This is a genomic window from Thauera aminoaromatica (genome assembly GCF_000021765.1).
GTDB classification, from domain to species: Bacteria; Pseudomonadota; Gammaproteobacteria; order Burkholderiales; family Rhodocyclaceae; genus Thauera; species Thauera aminoaromatica.
Genome location: NC_011662.2, coordinates 4,220,107 through 4,241,325, shown reverse-complemented (window position 1 = coordinate 4,241,325; position 21,219 = coordinate 4,220,107). Strand labels below are relative to the sequence as shown.

Below are 21,219 nucleotides of genomic sequence, written 5' to 3'. Positions count from 1 at the left end.
TGGGTCAGAAGCGGTAGTCGAACTTGACCCGCAGGCTGCGGCCGTCCTGGGCGATGCGGTCCATGGTGTGGATGGGCGCGCCGCCACTCGGATGGGCGTAGTCTTCGTCGAACAGGTTCATCACACTCAGTGACACCTCGGCGCCCTGGATCCAGCGCTCGGCCACCAGGTGCAGGTTCGAACGCCAGTACGCGTCGACCGTGTTGCCCGCCGGGCTGCGGCGCTTGCTGTCGTAGGCGAACTCCACGCCCATGCGCAGTGGCAGATTTGCCAGCGGAGTGGAGAAGTTCATCCGGCCGAGCATGCGCGGCGAGTTCTCCACGCGCTCGCCCGCCGCGCCGGTGGCGTGCTGGAAGGACAGGTTGCCGCGCAGGCGGGCGCCGTTGCGCCAGGTGTGGTCGGCGGAGAGCTCCAGGCCACGGCTCTCGACGCTGCCGACGGCCTGATATTGGCCGACGCTATCGGCGTCGGCGACAAGATTGATCAGGTCGTCGATCTTCCAGCGGTAGAGGGAGGCGCGCAGGTGCAGGTTGGCCGAGGCGATATGGTCGAGCACCAGCTCGGTGGTTTCGACCACTTCGCCACCCAGGCTCGGGTTGGCGCGTTGGCAGGCCCCGATCGTGCCATCCTCGATGAGGTAGGCATCGTCGTAGTACATCTGGTAGGCGTTGGGCGCGCGGTGGGCACGACCGTACAGCAGCTTGAGCGTGTTGTGCTTGCCGGCATTCCAGATCAGGCCAGCGCGCGGGCTGAACTCGGTGCCGGTGAGGTCATTGTGGTCGGCGCGCAGGCCGAGCGTGCTGGCGAAAGCGTCGGTGATCTGCCATTCGTCCTGCACGAAGAGTCCCGCGCGGTAACCGTCACGGCGGTCGCGCAGGAGGTAGCCGATGTCCGGATGGACGATGTTCTGGTCGATGCGCTGGTTGCGCTGGTATTCCGTACCCAACAGGAGCGTATGGCCGGCCACGGCGGTCGACACGAGCTGCAGCTCGGCACCGTGCCAGGCGGCGGAGGCGGGGTACTCGTAGCCCTCGCCGTCATACATCAGGGTGCTCTCGTAGCGGTAGTCGCCGGCGAAGGCGCGCGCCGACAGCGACAAGGTGTCGGTGAGCGTGGCACCGTAGCCGAGGTGGGCGACGGTGTAGCGGTCGCCCTGGAAGGTGCCCGAGGCGAAGGCGTCGGTGCCGAACACGCCGGTGGGGTCGTCCTTGCGGCGGTCGCCGTGCGCGAGCCCGAAGGACCACGGGCCGCGGCTCGCGCTGAGGTTGAACTCCTGGTCGCGCTCGCCGTCCTGGCCGCGCACCGTAGCGCTGTCGCCATTGCCGAAGTCCATCCACAGGTCGTCGCCGTCGCTGCGCAGGACGGTGGCCGAGACCAGCAGCTCGAGCTCGTTGTCGAGGCGCTTGCCCCAGCTCGCCCGCGCCTTGCGCGTCGCCTGCGGCCACTGCCACGAAGCCGAGAACTCTCCTCCGTCGAGTGCCGCACCCTTGCGGGTGATCACATTGACGACGCCGAACATGGCGTTCTGGCCATAGATCGCGCCGCCCGGGCCGGGGATGAATTCGATGCGCTCGACCAGGTCCATGTCGAGCGGCAGCATGCGACCGAAAGGGGCGCCGTCGTACATCGGCTCGTTGACGCGCACGCCGTCGATGGTGACCAGCACGCGCGTCATGTAGTCGCCGGCGAGACCGAAGCCGCGCACGCCGACGTAGGAATACTGGCGGTCGTAGGTGGTATGCACGCCGGGGAGGGTGGCGAGCGCCTCGTCGAGCGTGCGCCAGCCGAAGCTGCGGATCTCGTCGCGGGTGATCGCGGTGACGGCGGCGGCAACCCGGTCCTTCGTCTGCTCGTATTTTGAGGCGCCGACCACCGCTACCCGCTCGTACTCTGCCGCGCTCTCCACCGGAAGCGCAATCAACTGCTCCAGGCTCAGATCAGGGGGCGCCTCGGCCGCCGCGGCGAAGGGCAGCGCGAGGGCGCCGGTCAACAGCAGCCGGGCCAGTTGGCGCCGGGCAGATATGCAGAGGTCCGCGCCAGCCACGCACCGATCAATGCCTTGGGCAGGACCGGAGGAGAAAGGCGCGAAATACATGGTGGCGGATCCTGGCCGCCAGCACGAGGCGTGGGGCGGAAGAAGATGTGCTGATCGGAGGACTATACGGCATACGCCACAGGGGCTTGAGCCGCATACGTCACACCCACCTTACGATCCCGTCCAGGATTGCCGGGAGATCAGGCAGTCAGCCCCAGCCGCCGGCAGATCTCGGTGGTCGGGCCGGCCATGTTCATGCTGTAGAAATGCAGGCCGGGCGCGCCCGCGGCGAGCAGCTTCTCGCACAGCCGGGTGACCACGTCGAGGCCGAAGGCGCGGATCGCGTCGCTGTCGTCGCCGTAGCTCTCGAAGGTCTTGCGCATCCAGCGCGGGATCTCGGCGCCGCAGGCATCCGAGAAGCGCGCCAGCTTGCTGAAGCTGCCGATCGGCATGATGCCGGGCACGATCGGCACGTCGACGCCCATCCTGCGCACCGCGTCGACGAAGTTCAGGTAGGCGTCGAGGTTGTAGAAATACTGCGTGATCGCCGAGTCGGCGCCGGCCTCGACCTTGCGCTTGAAGGCGGCGAGGTCGTCCTTCGGGCTCTTCGCCTGCGGGTGCCACTCGGGGTAGGCTGCGACCTCGATGCGGAAGCGGTCGCCCGTCTCGCTGCGGATGAACTCGACGAGCTCGCTGGCGTAGCGGAACTCGCCCGCCGCGCCGGCGCCCGAGGGCAGATCGCCGCGCAGCGCGACGATGCGGCGGATGCCGGCGGCGGCGTATTCCTGCAGGATCTCGCGGATGCTGTCGCGCGACGAGCCCACGCAGGACAGGTGTGGCGCGGCCTCGTGGCCGGCGGCGGCGATCTCCTTCACGGTGGCGAAGGTGCGCTCGCGGGTGGAGCCGCCGGCGCCGTAGGTCACCGAGAAGAAGGCCGGCTCGAGCGCGGCGAGCTTCTCCCGGGTGGCATGCAGCTTCTCGGCGCCCTCGGCCGTGGTGGGCGGGAAGAACTCGATGGAGATTTCGGGTTTCATGGTTCGCTTCGGTGGGTGTCGCCGCCCGGCCTGCGGATGGCGTGGAAGAAGAATTCGCGGTTGCCGTCGCCGCCGGTGATCGGCGAGTCGAACCAGTCGAGGATGACGAGGCCGGCGGCGTCCGCGGCGGCGCGCAGGCGGGCCTCGACCTCGGTGTAGCGCGCGGGGTCGCGCACGATGCCGCCCTTGCCCAGGCCTTGCGGGCCGACCTCGAACTGCGGCTTGACCAGCGCCAGCACGTGGCCGGCGGGTGCGAGCAGCGCGGCCCACTGCGGCAGCAGCAGGGCGAGCGAGATGAAGCTGGCGTCGCACACCAGCAGGTCGAAGCCGTGCGGCGGGTAGTGTCCGCCGAGCGCGGCGGCGTCGAGCTGGCGGGCGTTGATGCCCTCCAGGGTGACGCAGCGCCTATCGGCGCGCAGGCGCGGATGGAGCTGGTCGTGGCCGACCTCCACCCCGACCACCCTCGCTGCGCCGGCCTGCAACAGGCAGTCGGTGAAGCCGCCGGTGGATTGGCCGATGTCGAGGCAGGTGGCGCCGCGTACGTCCAGCCCGCTGCGCGCGAGCGCGCCTTCGAGCTTGAGCGCGCCGCGCGAGACGAAGCGGTCGCTGTCGGCGGGGGTGACGGCGAGCCGTGCGTCGGGCGGCAATTCCAGCGCCGGCTTGGCGACCGGCTGGCCCTCGTGGCTCACCCGCCCGGCCTCGATCAGCGCGCGCGCCGCGGTGCGCGAGGCCGCCAGCCCCTGCGCCACCAGCAGCTGGTCGACGCGCAGCAGGCCGTGGCGGTCCGCCGGGCCCTTGCCCTGCGCGGCCGGCCGCGGCTTGCCCTGGCGGGCGTGGAAGGAGTTCATGCTCATGGGCGTGAGGAGTCAGGGGGTGAGGCGTGAAGAGCCTTTGTACAGGAGCGCCGGAAGGCGCTCCTGCCGGGGGCTGCGCCGCCCCCGGGGCTCAGTAGCGGTACGCGTCCGACTTGTACGGGCCTTGCTTGGGCACGCCGATGTAGGCGGCCTGCGCGTCGGTCAGCTCGGTGAGTTGCACGTTGAGCTTCTTCAGCTGCAGGCGGGCGACCTTCTCGTCGAGGTGCTTGGGCAGGGTGTACACGCCGATCGGGTAGTCGGCCGTGCGGGTGAACAGCTCGATCTGTGCGATCGTCTGGTTGGCGAAGGAGCTCGACATCACGTAGCTCGGGTGGCCGGTGGCGCAGCCGAGGTTCACCAGGCGGCCCTTGGCGAGCAGGATGATCCTCTTGCCGTCGGGGAAGATCACGTGATCGACCTGCGGCTTGATCTCCTCCCACTGGTACTGCTCGATGCTGGCGACGTCGATCTCGTTGTCGAAGTGGCCGATGTTGCAGACGATGGCCTGGTCCTTCATCTTCGCCATGTGGTCGTGGGTGATCACGTGGTAGTTGCCGGTCGCGGTGACGAAGATGTCGGCCTTGTCGGCGGCGTATTCCATCGTGACCACGCGGTAGCCTTCCATCGCCGCCTGCAGCGCGCAGATCGGGTCGACCTCGGTCACCCACACCTGGGCCGACAGCGCGCGCAGGGCCTGGGCCGAGCCCTTGCCCACGTCACCGTAGCCGGCCACCACCGCGACCTTGCCGGCGATCATCACGTCGGTGGCGCGCTTGATGCCGTCGACCAGCGATTCGCGGCAGCCGTAGAGGTTGTCGAACTTCGACTTGGTGACCGAATCGTTGACGTTGATCGCCGGGAACCTGAGCTCGCCGCGCGCGTGCATCTGGTACAGGCGATGCACGCCGGTGGTGGTCTCCTCGGTCACGCCCTTGATGTGCGCCAGCCGCGTCGAGTACCAGGTGGGGGCGGTAGCGAGCTTGGCCTTGATCGCGGCAAAGAGGATGGTCTCCTCTTCCGAGCCCGGCTTGGCCAGCACCGAGAGGTCCTGCTCCGCGCGCGCGCCCAGGTGCAGCAGCAGCGTGGCGTCGCCGCCGTCGTCGAGGATCATGTTGCTGTAACCCCCGTCCGACCATTCGAAGATGCGGTGGGTATAGTCCCAGTAGTCCTTCAGCGACTCGCCCTTGACCGCGAACACCGGGATGCCGTCGGCAGCGATGGCCGCGGCGGCGTGGTCCTGGGTCGAGAAGATGTTGCACGAGGCCCAGCGCACCTGGGCGCCGAGCGCGGTCAGCGTCTCGATCAGCACCGCGGTCTGGATGGTCATGTGCAGCGAGCCGGTGATGCGTGCGCCCTTCAGCGGCTGGCTGGCGGCGTATTCCTCGCGGATCGCCATCAGGCCGGGCATCTCGGTCTCGGCGATGCGGATTTCCTTGCGGCCCCAGGCGGCGAGCGCGAGGTCGGCGACGACGAAATCGGTGAATTGGGTGTCAGCCACGGCGTTCATGTGAAGCTCCATGCTATGGCCGGGCGGAAAGCGGGGGGAGGGCAGCATGTCGCTGCAGGCGGCTCACCCGACATCCCGAACCCGGCAGGGTTGAAGACGATTCGCAGGTGAGCGCCGTTGTACTGATACCCGCCGCAGGGCGGGGTCCGAGCCTGGGGGCCTGGCAGCAGCGGATGCGGCCGGCGCCTCGCAGCGCTCCTCGGAAAGAAGCGAATGATACCAAAGCGGCAGGCGGGCGTGGACTCGAGGGGTCGGTTGCTGCCGCGGGCATCACGATCGCGGGGATCGCGACTGGCGTCGCTCCCACATCCGGCCCCCGTCGCCGCCGGCTCCCGCAGGAGCGACGCCAGTCGCGATCAGGCGGCCCGGCATGCGAGGCACGCAGCCCGATCGCCCCGCCTATGCGCGCCTGCCGTTGCTGCGCACGATGCTGACCACGACGGTGATCACCGTGAGCGGCATCACGTAGCCCAGCATGATCCCCGAGAAGGCCGGCAGGCTGGTGTGCTGCTGGGCCTGCAGCACCAGCCAGGCGGTGTAGGCGGCGTAGTAGGCGAGGAACACGCCGCCCTCCCAGCGCGCGATCTCGCGCCCGGTGATCATGATCGGCAGGCAGGCGAAGGCCACAGCGAGCATCACCCAGAGGTCGAAGTTGCGCGCCGCCTCCGACACCGGCAGGCCGGTGCCCGAGGCGATGCCCGAGGCACCGAGCACGGCGAGGATGTTGAAGATGTTGCTGCCGACCACGTTGCCCACCGCGATGTCGCGCTGGCCGCGCATCGCGGCGACGATGGAGGTGGCGATCTCGGGCATCGAGGTGCCCACCGCGACCACGGTGAGGCCCACCACCAGGTCGCTGACCCCGAAGGCGCGCGCGAAGGCCACCGCCGCTTCCACCAACCAGTCGGCGCCGACGATCAGCATCACCAGTCCGGTCGCGATCAGCCCGACCTGCACCGCCCAGTGGCGGTCCCAGGCGGAGGTGGGGAGGTCGGTGCCGAACTCCTCCTGCACCGCCTTGGAGGCGCGCCGCGACTGCACGATCAGGAACACCGTGTAGGCGATCACCAGGGCGAACAGCACGATCGACTCGACCAGGCCCAGATGGCCGTCGAGCGCCATCACCACCAGCAGGGCCGACACGCCGATCATGATCGGGATCTCCTGGCGGATGATCTGCTCGTCCACCAGCAGCGGGGTGATCAGCGCCGAGATGCCGAGGATCAGCAGCACGTTGCAGATGTTGCTGCCGACCACGTTGCCGAGCGCGAGGTCGGGGCTGCCGGCGAGCGCCGAGCCCACCGATACCGCCATCTCCGGCGCGCTGGTGCCGAAGGCGACCACGGTGAGGCCGACGACGAGCGGCGAAACGCCGAAGGAGACCGCCAGCCGCGAGGCGCCACGTACGAGGACGTCCGCACCGACAACGAGGACGGTGAGGCCGAGGGCGAACATCAGGACTTGTTGGAGCATGGGCGACTCTGGGCGACGTGGTGGGGCAGAGACCGGGGCGGGCGTCCGCGAGTTCCGGATTCTACCGGGACGGATGCGCGGCGGTTCTGCGCAGGAGCGACGCAAGTCGCGATTGCAGCGCCCGGAACCCGCGCCAGCGCCGCCCGAGCGCGACTCGCGGCGTTCCCGCGTGCGCATTCCCGAGCGCGGCTGACCTGCGTAGGAGCGACGCAAGTCGCGATTGCAGCGCTCGGAACCCGCGCCAGCGCCGCAGCGCCGCCCGAGCGCGACTCGCGTCGTTCCTGAGGGCGCTTCCGGCTCAGAGTCCGGCGTCGGCGCGCAGGGCGGCGGCCTTGTCGGTCTGTTCCCAGGTGAAGCCCGGCTCGTCGCGGCCGAAGTGGCCGTAGGCGGCGGTGCGGGAATAGATCGGGCGCAGCAGGTCGAGCGTCTGGATGATCGCCTTCGGGCGCAGGTCGAAATGCCGGCCGATGAGATCGACGATCTTCTCGTCGGCGATCCTGCCGGTGCCGAAGGTGTTGACCATCAGCGAAACCGGGCGCGCCACACCGATCGCGTAGGCGACCTGGACCTCGCACCGGTCGGCGAGGCCGGCGGCGACCACGTTCTTGGCCACGTAGCGACCGGCGTAGGCGGCCGAGCGGTCGACCTTGGACGGATCCTTGCCCGAGAACGCACCGCCGCCGTGGTGGGCCGCGCCGCCGTAGGTGTCGACGATGATCTTGCGCCCGGTGAGGCCGCAGTCGCCGTGCGGGCCGCCGACCACGAAGCGGCCGGTGGGGTTCACCAGGTAGCGCACGTCGCCCTGCATCAGCTCGGGCGGCAGCACCGGCTTGATGATCAGCTCGATCACCGCCTCGCGGATCTGCTCCTGGGTCACGTCGGGGTCGTGCTGGGTGGACACCACGACGGTGTCGATCGCCACCGGCTTGCCGTCGACGTACTTGACGGTGAGCTGGCTCTTGGCGTCCGGGCGCAGCCAGGGCAGGCGGCCATCCTTGCGCACCTCGGCCTGGCGCTGCATGACGCGGTGAGCGTAGTGGATCGGCAGCGGCATCAGGCTGGCGGTCTCGTTGGTGGCGTAGCCGAACATCAGGCCCTGGTCGCCGGCGCCCTGGTCGAGCGGGTCGTCGTTGGCGTTGTTCACGCCCTGGGCGATGTCGGGCGACTGGCGGTTGATCGCCGCCAGCACCGCGCAGCTCTTGTAGTCGAAGCCGATGTCGGAGTTGTCGTAGCCGATGCGGCGGATCACGTCCTGCGCGATCTCGCGGTAGTTGGGGTGGGCGGTGGTGGTGATCTCGCCCGAGATCACCACCAGGCCGGTGGACACCAGGGTCTCGCAGGCGACGCGCGCCTTGGGGTCTTCGGCCAGCACGGCGTCGAGGACGCCGTCGGAGACCTGGTCGGCGACCTTGTCGGGATGACCTTCGGAGACCGATTCGGAGGTGAAGAGAAATTCAGCCATTCGTGCTGCTCCTTGGAAAACAAAAATCCCCGTTGCCATGGCCTTGCGTCTGCGGCCAGCTCCGGGGATTTCGTCGAGCAGCCGACGCTTTAGCAGTACTTGGTTCGGGCGGCACCGCGGCCGCCCCACCGCCCTGCAAGTTGTCGAGTTAACTCGGCGGTGGAGCGCGGATTATAGACCGGGACGCCCGGCTGTGTAAGCATTCGGGCCTGAAGCCGGTTCCGGCATCCATATCGGATCTCAACCTGGTGCTGTCGCAAAGCGCATTCCGCCTCCTCTCTCGCCTGCCCCTGTCCTGGCTGCACCGCCTCGGTGGCTGGGCGGGCTGGCTGACCTACAAGGCTTCGCCGTCCTACGCCCGCCGCGTGCGCGAGAACCTCTTCAACGCCATCGGTCGCGAGGACGAGACGGTGCTGCGTGCGGCGATCGTCGAGGCCGGCCGCCAGGCGCTGGAGCTGCCCTTCATCTGGGGCCGGCCGGCGTCCGAGGTGGTGGCGAGCGCGGTGCGCACCGAGGGCTGGGAGCTGGTCGAGGCCGCGCGCGCCGAGGGCGCCGGCATCCTCTTCATCACCCCGCACCTGGGCTGCTTCGAGATCACCGCCCAGTGCATCGCCGCCAGGATTCCGATCACCGTGCTCTATCGCCCTCCGCGCAAGGAGGTGCTGCAACCGCTGATGGAGGCGGGCCGGGCGCGCGGACAGATGCGTACCGCGCCGGCCGATCTATCCGGCGTGCGCAAGCTGGTCAAGACCCTGCGCAGCCACGAGGCGGTGGGCATGCTGCCCGACCAGGTGCCGGGCGCGGGAGAGGGCGTGTGGTCGACCTTCTTCGGCAAGCCGGCGTGGACGATGACGCTGGCCGCGCGCCTGGCGGCGGTGAAGGGCGTGCGCGTGATCTACACTTGGGCCGAGCGCCTGCCGCGCGGCGAGGGCTACGTGTTCCGCCTGCAGGCGCCTACCGAGGCGCTTACCGGCGACATCGACACCGACGTCGCGATCATCAACCGCGAGGTCGAGCGCATGATCCTGCAGTGCCCGCAGCAGTACCTGTGGGGCTACAACCGCTACAAGGGTCCGCGGCGCGAGCGCGAGGACGTCGCCCCGCAGGGGGATGCGGGCGCCGATGCCGCCAACCCCTCGGCGACCACTTCCGCCGCCGACACCGCCGGCACGGACGCGGAGCGCGCGCCATGAGCCGCCTGGTCATCGGCCTGATCTGGCTGCTGCACTGGCTGCCGCTGGTGCTGCTCGCACGCGTGGGAAGCGGCTTCGGCCGGCTGCTCTACTGGGTGGTGGTGCCGCGCCGCAAGGTCGCGCTGACCAACCTGCGGCTGTGCTTTCCCGAGCTCTCCGAGCCCGAACGGCGCGCGCTGGCGCGGCGCAACTTCGCCCTCATCGGACGCAGCATGCTCGAGCGCGGCCTGGCCTGGTGGGCGAGCCCCGAGCGCCTGCGCGCCACCGTCCGCATCGAGGGCCTGGCGCACCTGCAGCGCCTGCGCGCCGAGGGCCGCCCGGTGTTGCTGCTGGCGCCGCACTTCCTCGGCCTCGACATGGCCGGCACCCGGCTCACGCTCGAGGGCGACTTCGTCAGCGTGTATTCGCCGCAGAAGGACAAGGTCTTCGACCACTGGCTGCACCATGGCCGCAGCCGCTTCAACGACCAGCTGCTGCTGTCGCGCCACGATGGCGTGCGCGCCACGGTCAAGGCGATGAAGTCCGGCCGCCCTTTCTATTACCTGCCCGACCTCGACTACGGCCGCAAGGAGTCCATCTTCGTGCCCTTCTTCGGCGTGCAGGCGGCGACCATCACCGGCCTGCCGCGCCTGGCGCGCCTGGCGGGTGCGGCGGTGGTGCCCTGCATCACCCGCATCCTGCCCGGCGGACAGGGCTACGTGCTGGAGCTCGGCGCGCCCTGGGCCGACTACCCTTCGGACGACGTCGAGGCCGACACGCTGCGCATGAACGCCTGGCTCGAAGGCGTGGTGCGCACCATGCCCGAGCAGTACTACTGGGTGCACCGCCGCTTCAAGACCCGGCCCGAGGGCGAGCCGCGGATCTACTGAAACACTGGAACAGCAAGATGAAACTGCGCTTCACCAAGATGCACGGCCTGGGCAACGACTTCGTCGTCATCGATGCCACGCGTGCGCCGGTCGACCTCACCCCGGCGCGGGTCAAGGCGATCGCCGACCGCCATTTCGGCGTCGGCTGCGATCAGCTGCTGGTGGTCGAGCCCGCCGCGCGGCCGGATGTCGATTTCCGCTACCGCATCTTCAACGCCGATGGCGGCGAGGTCGAGCAGTGCGGCAACGGCGCGCGCTGCTTCGTGCGCTTCGTGCATGACAAGGGGCTCACCGACAAGGCCGAAATCCGTGTCGAGACCCGCTCCGGCATCATCGCGCCGCGCCTGCGCGCGGACGGCCTGGTGACGGTGGACATGGGCGTGCCGGAGCTGGCGCCGGCGAAGGTGCCGTTCGTGTCCGACTCGGACGCGGTCGTGCAGCCTTTGCAGGTGGGCGGCGACACGGTGGCGATCACCGCGGTGTCGATGGGCAACCCGCACGCGGTGCAGGTGGTGGCCGACGTCGATGCCGCGCCGGTGGTGGAGCAGGGCGCGCGGATCGAGCGCCACGAGCGCTTCCCGGCGCGGGTCAATGCCGGCTTCCTGCAGGTGGTCGATGCGCACGAGGTGCGTCTGCGCGTGTTCGAGCGTGGCGCCGGCGAGACCCTGGCCTGCGGAACCGGCGCCTGCGCGGCGGTGGTGGCGGGCATCCTGCGCGGCCTGCTGGAGACGCCGGTGCGGGTGCATACCCGCGGCGGCGAGCTGGAGATCGCCTGGGACGGCCCGGGCACGCCGGTGCGCATGACCGGACCGGCGGTCACGGTTTTCGAGGGCGAGATGGAGCTCGCCTGAGGGAGCCCGCCCGAGTCCGGATTTTGCCGGGCCGGACGCGATGCGCCTGTGCGGCATCGTGCCGGCCGACTCGCGGCCGACCGCGCCGGATGCGGCGGCCATCCACGAACGATCGACGCGGGGCGGCAGCCGCCTCGCCTGGAGCAGCATCGATGAATGCAGAAGATGTCGCACGCTACCTGCGCGAACACCCCGATTTCCTCAACCAGCATCACGAGCTCTTCAGCGAGCTCACCGTGCCGCATCCGCAGCATGGCGGCCAGGCGATCTCGCTCGCCGAGCGCCAGCTCCATGCCCTGCGCGACAAGATCCGTGCGCTCGAACTCAAGCTTGCCGAGCTGATCCGCTTCGGGGAGGAGAACGACGACATCAGCACCAAGGTGCACCGCCTGTCGGTCGCGCTGCTGCAGGCGGGCTCGGCCGCCGCGGTGCGCCAGGGCCTGGCCGACAGCCTGCGCGACGACTTCTCCGTGCCGCACGTCAGCCTCAAGCTGTGGGGAGAGGTCGGGGGCGGGGTGGTGCACACCGAGGCCTTCGGCGTCGGCGAAGCGGCGCGCCGCCAGGTCGAGAACCTGCGCCACCCATGGTGCGGGGTGCCCGAGAGCATCGAGATGACGAGCTGGTTCGGCGAGGCCGCGCCGCACATCCGTTCGCTGGCGTTGATGCCGCTGCGCGTCGGCGGCAACTGCATCGGCCTGCTCGCGCTCGGCAGCGCCGAGCCCGAGCGCTTCTACGCCGGCATGGGCACGCTCTACCTGGGCCGCATCGCCGACCTCGCCGCCGCGGCGCTGGCGGCGCGCGCGGGCTGAATCCATGGGCCCGCGGCGGTCCGCCGAGGCGCCGGCCGCGCTGCCCGAGCGCATGCAGGCCTGGCTGGCCTGGCTCGCCACCCAGCGCCGGGTCTCGCCGCTGACGCTGACCGCCTACCGCGCCGGCCTGCAGGCCTTGCTGCGCCTCGCCGAGGAGCACCCGCCCGAATCCTTGCAGCCCGCCGACATCCGCCGCTTCGTCGCCCGCCTGCATGGCGAGGGCCAGCAGGGGCGCTCGATCGCCCGCCATCTGTCGGCGTGGCGAGGCTTCTACCGCTGGTTGGTGCGCGAGCACGGCGTGCGCATCAATCCGGCGCTCGGCATCCGTCCGCCCAAGTCCCCCTCGACGCTGCCGCGCGTGCTCTCGCCCGAGCAGGCGAACGCGCTGCTCGATCCAGAGCCGCAGAATTTGCTAGAAATTCGGGATATTGCGATGTTCGAGCTTTTTTATTCTTCCGGTCTGCGAGTTGCGGAACTCGCCGGACTCGACATCGATTCCGGGCTGGACCTCGCCGAGGGCCTGGTCACGGTCACCGGCAAGCGCCAGCGCCAGCGCACCGTGCCGGTGGGCGGCAAGGCGATCGCGGCCCTGCGCCCCTGGCTGGAGATCCGCGCCGGCCTCGCTGCGGCGGGCGAGCGCGCGCTGTTCGTGACCCGCGACGGCCACCGCCTGAGCACCCGCGGCATCGCCAGCCGGCTGGGCACGCGCGCTCAGGCGCTCGGGCTCGGCGTGCATGTGCATCCGCACATGCTGCGGCACAGTTTTGCGAGTCATCTTCTGCAATCGAGCGGCGATCTTCGCGCTGTCCAGGAACTGCTCGGCCACGCCAGCATCCGCAGCACGCAGATCTACACGCATCTCGATTTCCAGCATCTAGCCGCGGTGTACGACGCGGCACATCCGCGCGCGCGCAAGTAGCCCGTCACGCGCTCGCCACCCCGGCGCGCACGCCCCGATCCGGGGAATCGCAGCGGCAGAAGAGGGCGGTTGGGGTCACAATATGACTCTCCCCATTATGGGTATTCCCGAGTATTGAGCCCGTTCGGCTTGGGTTATGCTCATGGCGTCTGTTAATTTAAGAATTTTCTAAAAAACGCCGCTAGCTCCCGGAATCAACAAAAAAGGGTGAAGCGTGCCATGACAGCCCAATGAGCCCAACAGCGCACCCGGAACACCCGAATGCGGCGTCGGCACGCCGCACGATCAAGGCGGTCGCGCTCGTGCTCGCGCGCCACGAGATCCGCAGCTTGCGGCGCTGGTTCGAAGACTTCGACCGCGACATCCTGCTCCCCATCCTGCTCGGCGAGATTGCACTGCATAATATCGGCGCCTTGCAGAACGGCGTCGCGCGCCGCGAGAGCACCCGTCCGATCACCGCGACGCCCTCGGTGCCGCGCGACACGCGCCCGGCGGATTGCGGCCTCAAGCCCTGCAACGCCTACTCGATCGCCGCCGCCACCGGTCTGCCGCGCGAGACGGTGCGGCGCAAGATCGGGCGCCTGATCGAGCTGGGCTGGATCTGTCGCGAAGACAACGGACACCTCTTCATCACCGAGATCGCGCTCGAGCAGTTCGGCTCCATGCTCAGCTCGCGCGCGCTCGGCGAGCTCCTCGAAACGGCCGACCACGTCCGCACCCTGCTCGACGACGAGCACGACTGAAGCAGGCCGCGCGCAGGGGCGTGTGCAGGCTTCTGCAGGAGGGACGCGAGCCGCAGCCGCCTCGCGCCGGGCAACGTGTGGCTTTGCGGCCGCAGTGCTGCCTACGAACCCGTGCGCAAGGGCGCTCGATATTCCGGATTCGGCCCCACCTCGGCGCGCGCCAGCGCCGCGCCGATCAGCACCAGGGCGGCGAGCAGCAGGGCGAAGTGGCGGCGCTGCGCTGCCGGGCCGGGCAGGCGGCGCGGCATCGAGTAGTACATCGCGTGAAGATAGCCCGCTCCCGCGGCGGCGAGCGCCAGCAGTCCGGCGCCGAGCAGGCGCGAGGCGAGCGGATCGAAGCTGCGCCCGATCGAGGGGTCCCACTGTGCGGGCATGAAGAACTCGGGCGCTCGCACAAGCAGGAACATCCCGCCCAGCACGCACAGCATCAGCATCACCACCTGCAGCGAGCGCACGGTCGGCCTCGTCGCCTACTGGAAGAGGTCGCCGCCGATGCGCGGCGGCACGAGGCCGAAGTGCTGCCAGATCGACTGCGTCGCCATGCGCCCGCGCGGGGTGCGCTGCAGGTAGCCCTGCTGGATCAGGTAGGGCTCGATGACGTCCTCGATGGTGTCGGTCGATTCGCCGATCGCCGCGGCGATGTTGTCCAGGCCGACCGGGCCGCCGCCGAATTTCTCCAGCATCGCCGACAGCAGCTTGCGGTCCATCAGGTCGAGGCCCAGGTTGTCGACGTCCAGCATGCGCAGCGCCGCGTCCGCGACCGCGGCGGTGATGCGGCCACCCGCCTTCACCTCGGCGTAGTCGCGCACCCGGCGCAGCAGGCGGTTGGCGATGCGCGGCGTGCCGCGCGCGCGGCGGGCGATCTCGAGCGCGCCGTTGTCCTCGATTTCCACATTGAGCAGGCGCGCCGAGCGTCCGACGATGAAGGCGAGCTCGTCCGCGGTGTAGAACTCCAGCCGTGACACGATGCCGAAGCGGTCGCGCAGCGGGTTGGTGAGCATGCCGGCGCGGGTGGTGGCGCCGACCAGCGTGAAGGGCGGCAGGTCGAGCTTCACCGAGCGTGCCGCCGGGCCTTCGCCGATCATGATGTCGATCTGGAAGTCCTCCAGCGCCGGGTAGAGGATCTCCTCGACCACCGGCGACAGGCGGTGGATCTCGTCGATGAAGAGCACGTCGTGCGGTTCGAGGTTGGTGAGCAGCGCGGCGAGGTCGCCGGCGCGCTCGAGCACCGGGCCGGAGGTCTGGCGCATGTTCACGCCCATCTCGGCGGCGACGATGTGGGCGAGCGTGGTCTTGCCCAGCCCGGGCGGGCCGAACAGCAGCACGTGGTCGAGCGCCTCGCTGCGATTGCGCGCCGCCTGGATGAAGATCTCCAACTGTTCGCGGATCTTCACCTGGCCGACGTACTCGGCCAGGCGCTTGGGACGCAGCGCGCGCTCGATCGCGTCTTCCTGGCGGTCGGCGGGGGCGGCGGAGATCAGGCGCTCGGCGGGGGCGGCAGCCTTGAGCTTGTCGGTTTCGATCATGGGCGTGTCCTGGCCGAGCTTGCAGGGCGGCAGCCGACGGCGTGGCGAGCGGGGTGCATGCGCGTCATGCCTTCGACAGCGCCTTCAGCGCCTGGCGGATGCCGTCCGAGACGCCGACGTCCTCGGCCAGCCCCTTCATCGCGGACAGCGCCTCGCGTTCGTTGTAGCCGAGCGCGAGCAGGGCGTTGAGGATGTCGCTCTTCGCGTCCGGGGCTGCGCCCGGTGCGGCCGCGGCGAGTCGCGCGCCCGTCATGCTGGGCAGCGCCTTGCCGAGCTTGTCGCGCAGCTCGAGCAGCAGGCGCTCGGCGGTCTTCTTGCCGATGCCGGGGATCTTCACCAGCCGCCCGGCCTCCTGCAGCGCCACCGCCTGGGCGAGGTCGTTCACCGACAGCCCGGACAGCACCGCAAGCGCCATGCGCGCGCCCACGCCCGAGACCTTGAGCAGCTGGCGGAAGGTGGCGCGTTCTTCCTCGGTGGCGAAGCCGAACAGGAAGTGGCCGTCCTCGCGCACGACGAAGTGCGTGTGCAGGCTGACCGTGCCGCCGGTGGCGGGCAGGTTGTAGAAGGTGCTCATCGGCACGTCGATCTCGTAGCCGACGCCGTGGGCGTCGACGAGGATCTGCGGCGGGTTCTTTTCCAGCAGGGTGCCGGTGATGCGTCCGATCATGAGGGGCGGGCGTGCGAAATGCGGATGTGCAAGTCTAGCAGGCCGCAGGCGTGCGGCCTGCGGTTTCATACAGCAGCGCGGGCCGGGGTGCGGCGTTTCGTGCGGCGCTACCGCTCCATTCATCGCCTTATCGCGACTCGCGTCGCTCCTACGGGCGCGTCGGAGAACCCGCCGTTCTTGTAGGAGCGACGCGAGTCGCGATGGCGGCCCGGGAGATTCGTATCGATGCCCAATCGAGGAGCCGATCGCGACTTGCGTCGCTCCTGCGGGCGCGTTGGAGAACCTGCCGTTCTTGTAGGAGCGACGCGAGTCGCGAGTGCGGCCCGGGAGATTCGTGTCGATGCCCGGTTGAGGGGCCGATCGCGACCTGCATCGATCCTGCGGAGTTTGCCGAAGCCATGTCGTTCCTCCAGGGGCGGCCGGCGGCGCGAGGCGCGGCCGGGCTGGGGTAGAATCGGCGGCCTTCGCGCGTGGCGCGGCGCTTCGACGCCGGCGTTGCGAGCGGCAAAGAGAACAATCGAGGAGACCCCATGCTGCAGATGAAGAAGCTGTCCGTCGCGTTCGCCCTGTGCGGCGCTGCCGCCCTCAACGCCACCGCCCACGCCGCCGACATCAAGGTCGGTATCGCGCTCGACCTCTCCGGTCCCTTCTCGGCGCTCGGTGCCGAGGCGCGCGACGGTTTCGAGCTGGCGATCGAGAAGCTCGGCGGCAAGCTCGGCGGCCAGCCGGCGGAGTTCATCCGCAGCGACTTCGGCGGCAACCCGGAGCAGGCCAACCAGCTCGTCGCGCGCTTCCTGCAACGCGACGGCATCCACTTCTTCACCGGCCCGATCGGCTCCAACGCCGCGCTCGCCGTCGGCCCGGCGCTGTTCGCCGCCAAGGTGCCCTACCTGTCGGCCAACCCCGGTCCGAGCGCCTACGCCGGCGAGAAGTGCAGCCCCTGGTTCTTCGCCCAGTACCAGAACGACACCTACGACGAGGCCGCCGGCAAGGTCGCCAACGAGAAGGGCTACAAGAACGTCCTGCTGATCGCGCCCAACTACCCGGCGGGCAAGGATCATCTGAATGGCTTCAAGCGCCTGTACAAGGGCGCGGTGAAGGACGAGATCTACACCAAGCTCGGCCAGATCGACTACGCCGCCGAGATCGCGCAGATCCGCGCCGCCAAGCCGGACGCGGTGTTCTTCTTCCTGCCCGGCGCGATGGGGATCAACTTCGTCAAGCAGTTCGTCGGTGGCGGCCTCGAGGACATCCCGCTGATCGCCCCCGGTTTCTCGGCCGACGAGGACGTGATCCAGGCGGTGGGCGAGCCGATGCTCGGCGTGCTCAACACCGCGCACTGGACGCACGACCTGCAGAACCCCGCCAACGCCGCGTTCGTCTCCGCCTTCCGCCAGAAGTACGCCGGGCGCTACCCCTCGGTATATGCGGCGATGGCCTACGACACCGTGATGGCGATGGACGCCGCGGTGCGCGACGTCGGCGGCAGGATCGACGACCGCGAGGCGGTGCTGAAGGCGCTCAAGAATCCCAGCTTCAAGTCCCTGCGCGGCGAATTCCAGTACGGCGCCAACAACTTCCCGGTGCAGAACTACTATCTGCGCGAGGTCGGCAAGGACGCCGAGGGCCGCATCACCAACAAGCTGGTCGGCACCACGCTCGAGAAGCACCAGGACGCCTACGTGGGCGCGTGCAGGATGTGAGACCCGAGGTCCGCGCGCGCGGGGCATGGGGCCGCCGTGGGAGCGACGCAAGTCGCGATTCACCGCGATGCACCATCCGAACGGCAGCTTCATGATTTGGAGCTCACTGCTGCCCCGAGTGCGGCGGGATGCTCCATGGGCGGATCGCGACTGGCGTCGCTCCTACACAGAGGCTTCGGACGCGCCGGGCTGAAATCCGATGGATGCCATCTTCGTCTTCGAGCAGCTGCTCAACGGCCTGGGCTACGGGCTCATGCTGTTCCTGATCGCCGCCGGGCTCACGCTCGTGTTCGGCATCATGGATACCATGAACCTCGCCCACGGCTCGCTCTACATGGCAGGGGCCTACATCGCCGCGCGCGTGCATGAGGCGAGCGGCGCGTTCGCGCTCGCCGTGCTGGTCGCGGTCGGCGTGACGGTGGCGATCGCGGCGGTGGCGGAGTTCCTCGTCATCCGCCGGCTGTATCGGCGCGACCACCTCGTCCAGGTGCTCGCCACCTTCGGCATCATCCTCATCGCCGACGACGCGGTGAAGGCGATCTGGGGCGTGGCGCCGCTGCTGGCCTCGACCCCGGCGGCGCTGGCCGGGCCGGTCGCGCTCCTCGAAGGCCTGCCCTATCCGTCCTACCGCCTGCTGCTGATCGGCGCCGGGCTGACGGTGGCGCTCGGGCTCCACCTGCTGGTCAACAAGACCCGCATCGGCATGCTGGTGCGCGCCGGCGCCTCGAACCGGCAGATGGCGGAGCACATGGGCGTGCGCGTGGGCGGGGTGTTCGCCTTCGTGTTCGCGCTCGGCGCTGCGCTCGCGGCGCTGGCGGGGGCGCTGATGGCGCCGATCAGCGCGGTGCAGATCGGCATGGGCGAGGCGATCCTGATCCCGGCGCTGGTGGTGATCGTCATCGGCGGCATCGGCTCGGTGCGCGGCGCCTTCGTGGCCGCGCTGCTGGTCGGCCTGGTGGACACCGCCGGGCGCGCCTTCCTGCCGCCGGCCCTGCGCGCGGTGCTGCCGCCCGCGGTGGCGGCCGACCTCGGCCCGGCGCTCGCCGGCATCGCCATGTACGTGCTGATGGCGGCGGTGCTGAGCTTGAAACCCGCGGGGCTGTTCCCCGCGCGCGGCTGAGGGACGCGATGCCCGAACGCTTCCCCGGCCTCGCGCGCCGCCTGCCCTGGCTGGTGCTGGCCCTGCTCGCGGCCTTCCCGCTGCTCGCGCCCGCCCTCGGGCTGGAGTACTACGTCGGCTTCGTGCGCCGGGTGCTGATCGTGGCGATCGCGGCAAGCAGCCTCAACTTCATCCTCGGCTACGGCGGCATGGCGGCGCTCGGCCATGCGGGCTTCATCGGCGTGGGGGCCTACACCGTGGTGGCGCTGGTCGAGGCCGGGGTCTCGTCGGCCTGGCTGGCCTGGGGCAGCGCGGCGGTGCTTGCCGGGCTGTTCGCAGCGGCGATCGGCGCGGTGTCGCTGCGCACGCGCGGGGTGTACTTCATCATGATCACCCTCGCCTTCGCGCAGATGCTGCACTACCTCGCGGTGTCGCTGCGCACGTATGGCGGCGACGACGGCTACGGCCTGTACACCCCGCTGGCGCTGGGTGCCTGGCTGGACGGCGCGCATGCGCAGGTCTTCTACTGGGTGGTGCTGGCGATCGCCGCGGCGGTGTTCGCGCTCTTCAGCCGGGTCGCGCATTCGCGCTATGGCCATGCGCTGCGCGGCGTCCGCGACAACGAGACGCGCATGGTGGCGCTCGGCTACCCGGTCTATCGGCTCAAGCTCGCCGGCTTCGTCGCCGCCGGCGCGGTGGCGGGGTTGGCCGGTGGCCTGCTCGCCAGCCACAACGCCTTCGTCAGCCCGTCGATCATGCACTGGACGCAGTCCGCGCTGCTGCTGGTGATGGTGATGCTCGGCGGCGCCGGCCGGCGCTGGGGCGCGCCGCTCGGGGTGGCGCTGTGGCTGACGCTGGAGGAGGTGCTGAAGCTGTACACGGACTACTGGCACTGGCCGCTCGGGCTGTTGCTGCTGCTGGTGGTGTTCCACGCGCCGCAGGGCGTGGCGGCGCTGCTCGAGCGCCGCGCCGGCCAGGAGGGCGCGCGATGAGCCTGTTCAGGGCGGAGGGCCTGGTCAAGCGCTTCGGCGGCCTGCTCGCCACCGACCATGTCTCCCTCGCCGTCGAGGCGGGCGAGATCCATGCGCTGATCGGCCCCAACGGCGCGGGCAAGTCCACCCTGGTGAACCTGATCTCCGGACTGCTGCCGGCGGACGCCGGGCGCATCGTGCTCGACGGTGTCGAGCTGACCGCGCTGACGCCGCACGCGCGCACCCGTGCCGGCCTGGCGCGCTGCTTCCAGATCAGCAGCGTGTTCCGCAACGACAGCGTGCGCGACAACCTGCTGCTCGCGGTGCAGGCGCAGGCGGGGTCGAGCTTCCGCTGCCTGTCGCGGCGCGACGCCGAGCACGCGCTGCAGGAGCGCGCCGAGGCGCTGGCGCAGCGCACGGGCCTGGCCGAGGTTCTCGAGCGCAACGCCGGCACCTTGGCCCACGGCCTGCAGAAGCGGCTCGACCTCGCGCTCGCGCTCGCCGCGCGGCCCAGGCTGCTGCTGCTCGACGAGCCCATGGCCGGCATGGGACCGGAGGATTCGCAGCAGATGGTGGCGCTGATCCGCGGTCTCGCCGGCGAGACCGCGATCCTGCTCATCGAGCACGACATGGACGCGGTGTTCCAGCTCGCCGACCGCATCTCGGTGCTGGTGTACGGCAAGGTACTGACCTCGGGTGACGCCGCCCACATCAAGGGGCATGCCGAGGTGCAGGCGGTGTATCTGGGGACAGAGGTGGCGGGATGAACGCGCCGCTGTTGTGCTGCCGCGGCCTGGAGGCCGGCTATGGCACCAGCAGGGTGCTGTTCGGCCTCGACTTCGACATCCGCGCCGGCGAGGTGGTGGCGCTGCTCGGGCGCAACGGCATGGGCAAGAGCACCACGATCCGCACGATCGTCGGCGGCCTGCGCCCGCAGCGCGGCGAGATCGTCTTCGAAGGCCGTCCGATCCACGCCGAGCGCGCCGACGCCATCGCCCGCCTCGGCGTGGCGATCGTGCCCGAGGGCCGGCAGTGCTTCCCCAATCTCACGGTGCACGAACACCTCGTCGCCTTCGCCGCGCGCCGCAATGGCGTCGCCGAGCCATGGACGCCGGCGCGGCTCTACGCGCTCTTCCCGCGCCTGGCCGAGCGCGCCGACCACCTCGGCAACCAGCTCTCCGGCGGCGAGCAGCAGATGCTGGCGATCGCGCGTGCGCTGTCGACCAACCCGCGCCTGCTGATCCTCGACGAAGCCACCGAAGGCCTCGCCCCGGTGATCCGCGAGGAGATCTGGCGCTGCCTCGCGCTCCTCAAGGCGCAGGGGCAGACCACGCTGGTGGTGGATAAATACGTCGAGAGGCTGATGGCGCTCGCCGACCGCAACCTCATCCTGGAGCGCGGGCGCATTACCTGGCAGGGCAGCTCGGCCGAGCTGGACGCGCGGCGCGAGCTGTGGGGGCGCTACCTCGGGGTGTGAGCGGGGCGGACGCTCCTGCTTCGCGGC

The 21,219-nt window shown here is 69.9% G+C and carries 20 protein-coding genes and 1 riboswitch; of the genes, 11 read left to right on the top strand and 9 right to left on the bottom strand.

What is annotated here, in order from left to right; genetic code table 11:
• Positions 1 to 4: 4 nt before the first annotated feature.
• The 6 genes from TMZ1T_RS18635 to metK form a co-directional block, all read right to left on the bottom strand.
• A complete protein-coding gene (locus TMZ1T_RS18635; protein ID WP_144312185.1) occupies positions 5 to 1,990 on the bottom strand; it encodes a TonB-dependent receptor plug domain-containing protein in 1,986 nt (661 codons plus the stop codon).
• Between the two features lie 245 nt (positions 1,991 to 2,235).
• Positions 2,236 to 3,069: a methylenetetrahydrofolate reductase [NAD(P)H] gene (gene metF, locus TMZ1T_RS18630; protein WP_004300233.1), complete on the bottom strand. Its 834-nt coding sequence runs from the start codon at positions 3,067 to 3,069 to the stop codon at positions 2,236 to 2,238.
• Positions 3,066 to 3,923: a TlyA family RNA methyltransferase gene (locus tag TMZ1T_RS18625; protein WP_012586172.1), complete on the bottom strand. Its 858-nt coding sequence runs from the start codon at positions 3,921 to 3,923 to the stop codon at positions 3,066 to 3,068. Before TMZ1T_RS18625 ends, metF begins: the two co-directional genes overlap by 4 nt.
• A 91-nt stretch (positions 3,924 to 4,014) precedes the next feature.
• On the bottom strand, positions 4,015 to 5,430 hold the full coding sequence (ahcY, locus tag TMZ1T_RS18620; protein ID WP_012586171.1) for an adenosylhomocysteinase: 1,416 nt from the start codon (positions 5,428 to 5,430) through the stop codon (positions 4,015 to 4,017).
• Between the two features lie 102 nt (positions 5,431 to 5,532).
• Positions 5,533 to 5,637: riboswitch (S-adenosyl-L-homocysteine riboswitch) on the bottom strand.
• Between the two features lie 192 nt (positions 5,638 to 5,829).
• Positions 5,830 to 6,903 carry a calcium/sodium antiporter gene (locus TMZ1T_RS18615; RefSeq protein WP_004315759.1) on the bottom strand — a complete coding sequence of 358 codons (1,074 nt, stop codon included), beginning with the start codon at positions 6,901 to 6,903 and terminating at the stop codon, positions 5,830 to 5,832.
• 298 nt (positions 6,904 to 7,201) lie between these two features.
• Positions 7,202 to 8,365 carry a methionine adenosyltransferase gene (gene metK, locus TMZ1T_RS18610; protein ID WP_004315758.1) on the bottom strand — a complete coding sequence of 388 codons (1,164 nt, stop codon included), beginning with the start codon at positions 8,363 to 8,365 and terminating at the stop codon, positions 7,202 to 7,204.
• Between the two features lie 248 nt (positions 8,366 to 8,613).
• Here metK and TMZ1T_RS18605 point away from each other — a divergent pair, with 248 nt between their 5' ends.
• From TMZ1T_RS18605 to TMZ1T_RS18580, 6 genes are all read left to right on the top strand, one after another.
• A complete protein-coding gene (locus TMZ1T_RS18605) occupies positions 8,614 to 9,558 on the top strand; it encodes a lysophospholipid acyltransferase family protein (RefSeq protein ID WP_012586170.1) in 945 nt (314 codons plus the stop codon).
• Complete coding sequence (locus tag TMZ1T_RS18600) at positions 9,555 to 10,427, top strand: lysophospholipid acyltransferase family protein (RefSeq protein ID WP_004315756.1); 873 nt, start codon at positions 9,555 to 9,557, stop codon at positions 10,425 to 10,427. Before TMZ1T_RS18605 ends, TMZ1T_RS18600 begins: the two co-directional genes overlap by 4 nt.
• 17 nt (positions 10,428 to 10,444) lie before the next feature.
• On the top strand, positions 10,445 to 11,278 hold the full coding sequence (gene dapF / locus TMZ1T_RS18595; protein ID WP_004315755.1) for a diaminopimelate epimerase: 834 nt from the start codon (positions 10,445 to 10,447) through the stop codon (positions 11,276 to 11,278).
• 152 nt (positions 11,279 to 11,430) lie between these two features.
• Entirely contained in the window at positions 11,431 to 12,087 is a 657-nt protein-coding gene (locus TMZ1T_RS18590; protein ID WP_004315753.1) for a DUF484 family protein, read from the top strand.
• 4 nt (positions 12,088 to 12,091) lie between these two features.
• Positions 12,092 to 13,006, top strand: coding sequence for a tyrosine recombinase XerC (gene xerC, locus TMZ1T_RS18585; protein WP_004315752.1), 915 nt, complete (start codon positions 12,092 to 12,094; stop codon positions 13,004 to 13,006).
• Positions 13,007 to 13,236: 230 nt separating this feature from the next.
• A complete protein-coding gene (locus TMZ1T_RS18580; RefSeq protein WP_004315751.1) occupies positions 13,237 to 13,749 on the top strand; it encodes a helix-turn-helix domain-containing protein in 513 nt (170 codons plus the stop codon).
• Positions 13,750 to 13,850: 101 nt separating this feature from the next.
• On the opposite strand, the gene TMZ1T_RS18575 is transcribed toward TMZ1T_RS18580, so the two are convergent.
• The 3 genes from TMZ1T_RS18575 to ruvA all read right to left on the bottom strand — a co-directional run bounded on the left by TMZ1T_RS18575 (position 13,851) and on the right by ruvA (position 15,942).
• Positions 13,851 to 14,204, bottom strand: a complete 354-nt coding sequence (locus TMZ1T_RS18575) for a hypothetical protein (protein ID WP_004315750.1) — start codon at positions 14,202 to 14,204, stop codon at positions 13,851 to 13,853.
• Between the two features lie 15 nt (positions 14,205 to 14,219).
• Positions 14,220 to 15,275: a Holliday junction branch migration DNA helicase RuvB gene (gene ruvB / locus TMZ1T_RS18570; protein ID WP_004315749.1), complete on the bottom strand. Its 1,056-nt coding sequence runs from the start codon at positions 15,273 to 15,275 to the stop codon at positions 14,220 to 14,222.
• Between the two features lie 64 nt (positions 15,276 to 15,339).
• The gene (ruvA, locus tag TMZ1T_RS18565; protein ID WP_004315748.1) at positions 15,340 to 15,942 is read right to left on the bottom strand and encodes a Holliday junction branch migration protein RuvA; all 603 of its coding nucleotides are present in this window, start codon (positions 15,940 to 15,942) and stop codon (positions 15,340 to 15,342) included.
• Between the two features lie 530 nt (positions 15,943 to 16,472).
• On the opposite strand from ruvA, the gene TMZ1T_RS18560 reads away from it, so the two are divergent.
• From TMZ1T_RS18560 to TMZ1T_RS18540, 5 genes are all read left to right on the top strand, one after another.
• Positions 16,473 to 17,645: an ABC transporter substrate-binding protein gene (locus TMZ1T_RS18560; RefSeq protein ID WP_012586169.1), complete on the top strand. Its 1,173-nt coding sequence runs from the start codon at positions 16,473 to 16,475 to the stop codon at positions 17,643 to 17,645.
• A 199-nt stretch (positions 17,646 to 17,844) separates the two neighbouring features.
• On the top strand, positions 17,845 to 18,765 hold the full coding sequence (locus TMZ1T_RS18555) for a branched-chain amino acid ABC transporter permease (RefSeq protein WP_012586168.1): 921 nt from the start codon (positions 17,845 to 17,847) through the stop codon (positions 18,763 to 18,765).
• 8 nt (positions 18,766 to 18,773) lie between these two features.
• The gene (locus tag TMZ1T_RS18550) at positions 18,774 to 19,736 is read left to right on the top strand and encodes a branched-chain amino acid ABC transporter permease (RefSeq protein ID WP_012586167.1); all 963 of its coding nucleotides are present in this window, start codon (positions 18,774 to 18,776) and stop codon (positions 19,734 to 19,736) included.
• Complete coding sequence (locus TMZ1T_RS18545) at positions 19,733 to 20,482, top strand: ABC transporter ATP-binding protein (protein ID WP_004324516.1); 750 nt, start codon at positions 19,733 to 19,735, stop codon at positions 20,480 to 20,482. The genes TMZ1T_RS18550 and TMZ1T_RS18545 overlap by 4 nt, the downstream gene beginning before the upstream one ends.
• Complete coding sequence (locus tag TMZ1T_RS18540) at positions 20,479 to 21,192, top strand: ABC transporter ATP-binding protein (protein WP_004324518.1); 714 nt, start codon at positions 20,479 to 20,481, stop codon at positions 21,190 to 21,192. Before TMZ1T_RS18545 ends, TMZ1T_RS18540 begins: the two co-directional genes overlap by 4 nt.
• Positions 21,193 to 21,219: the final 27 nt, after the last annotated feature.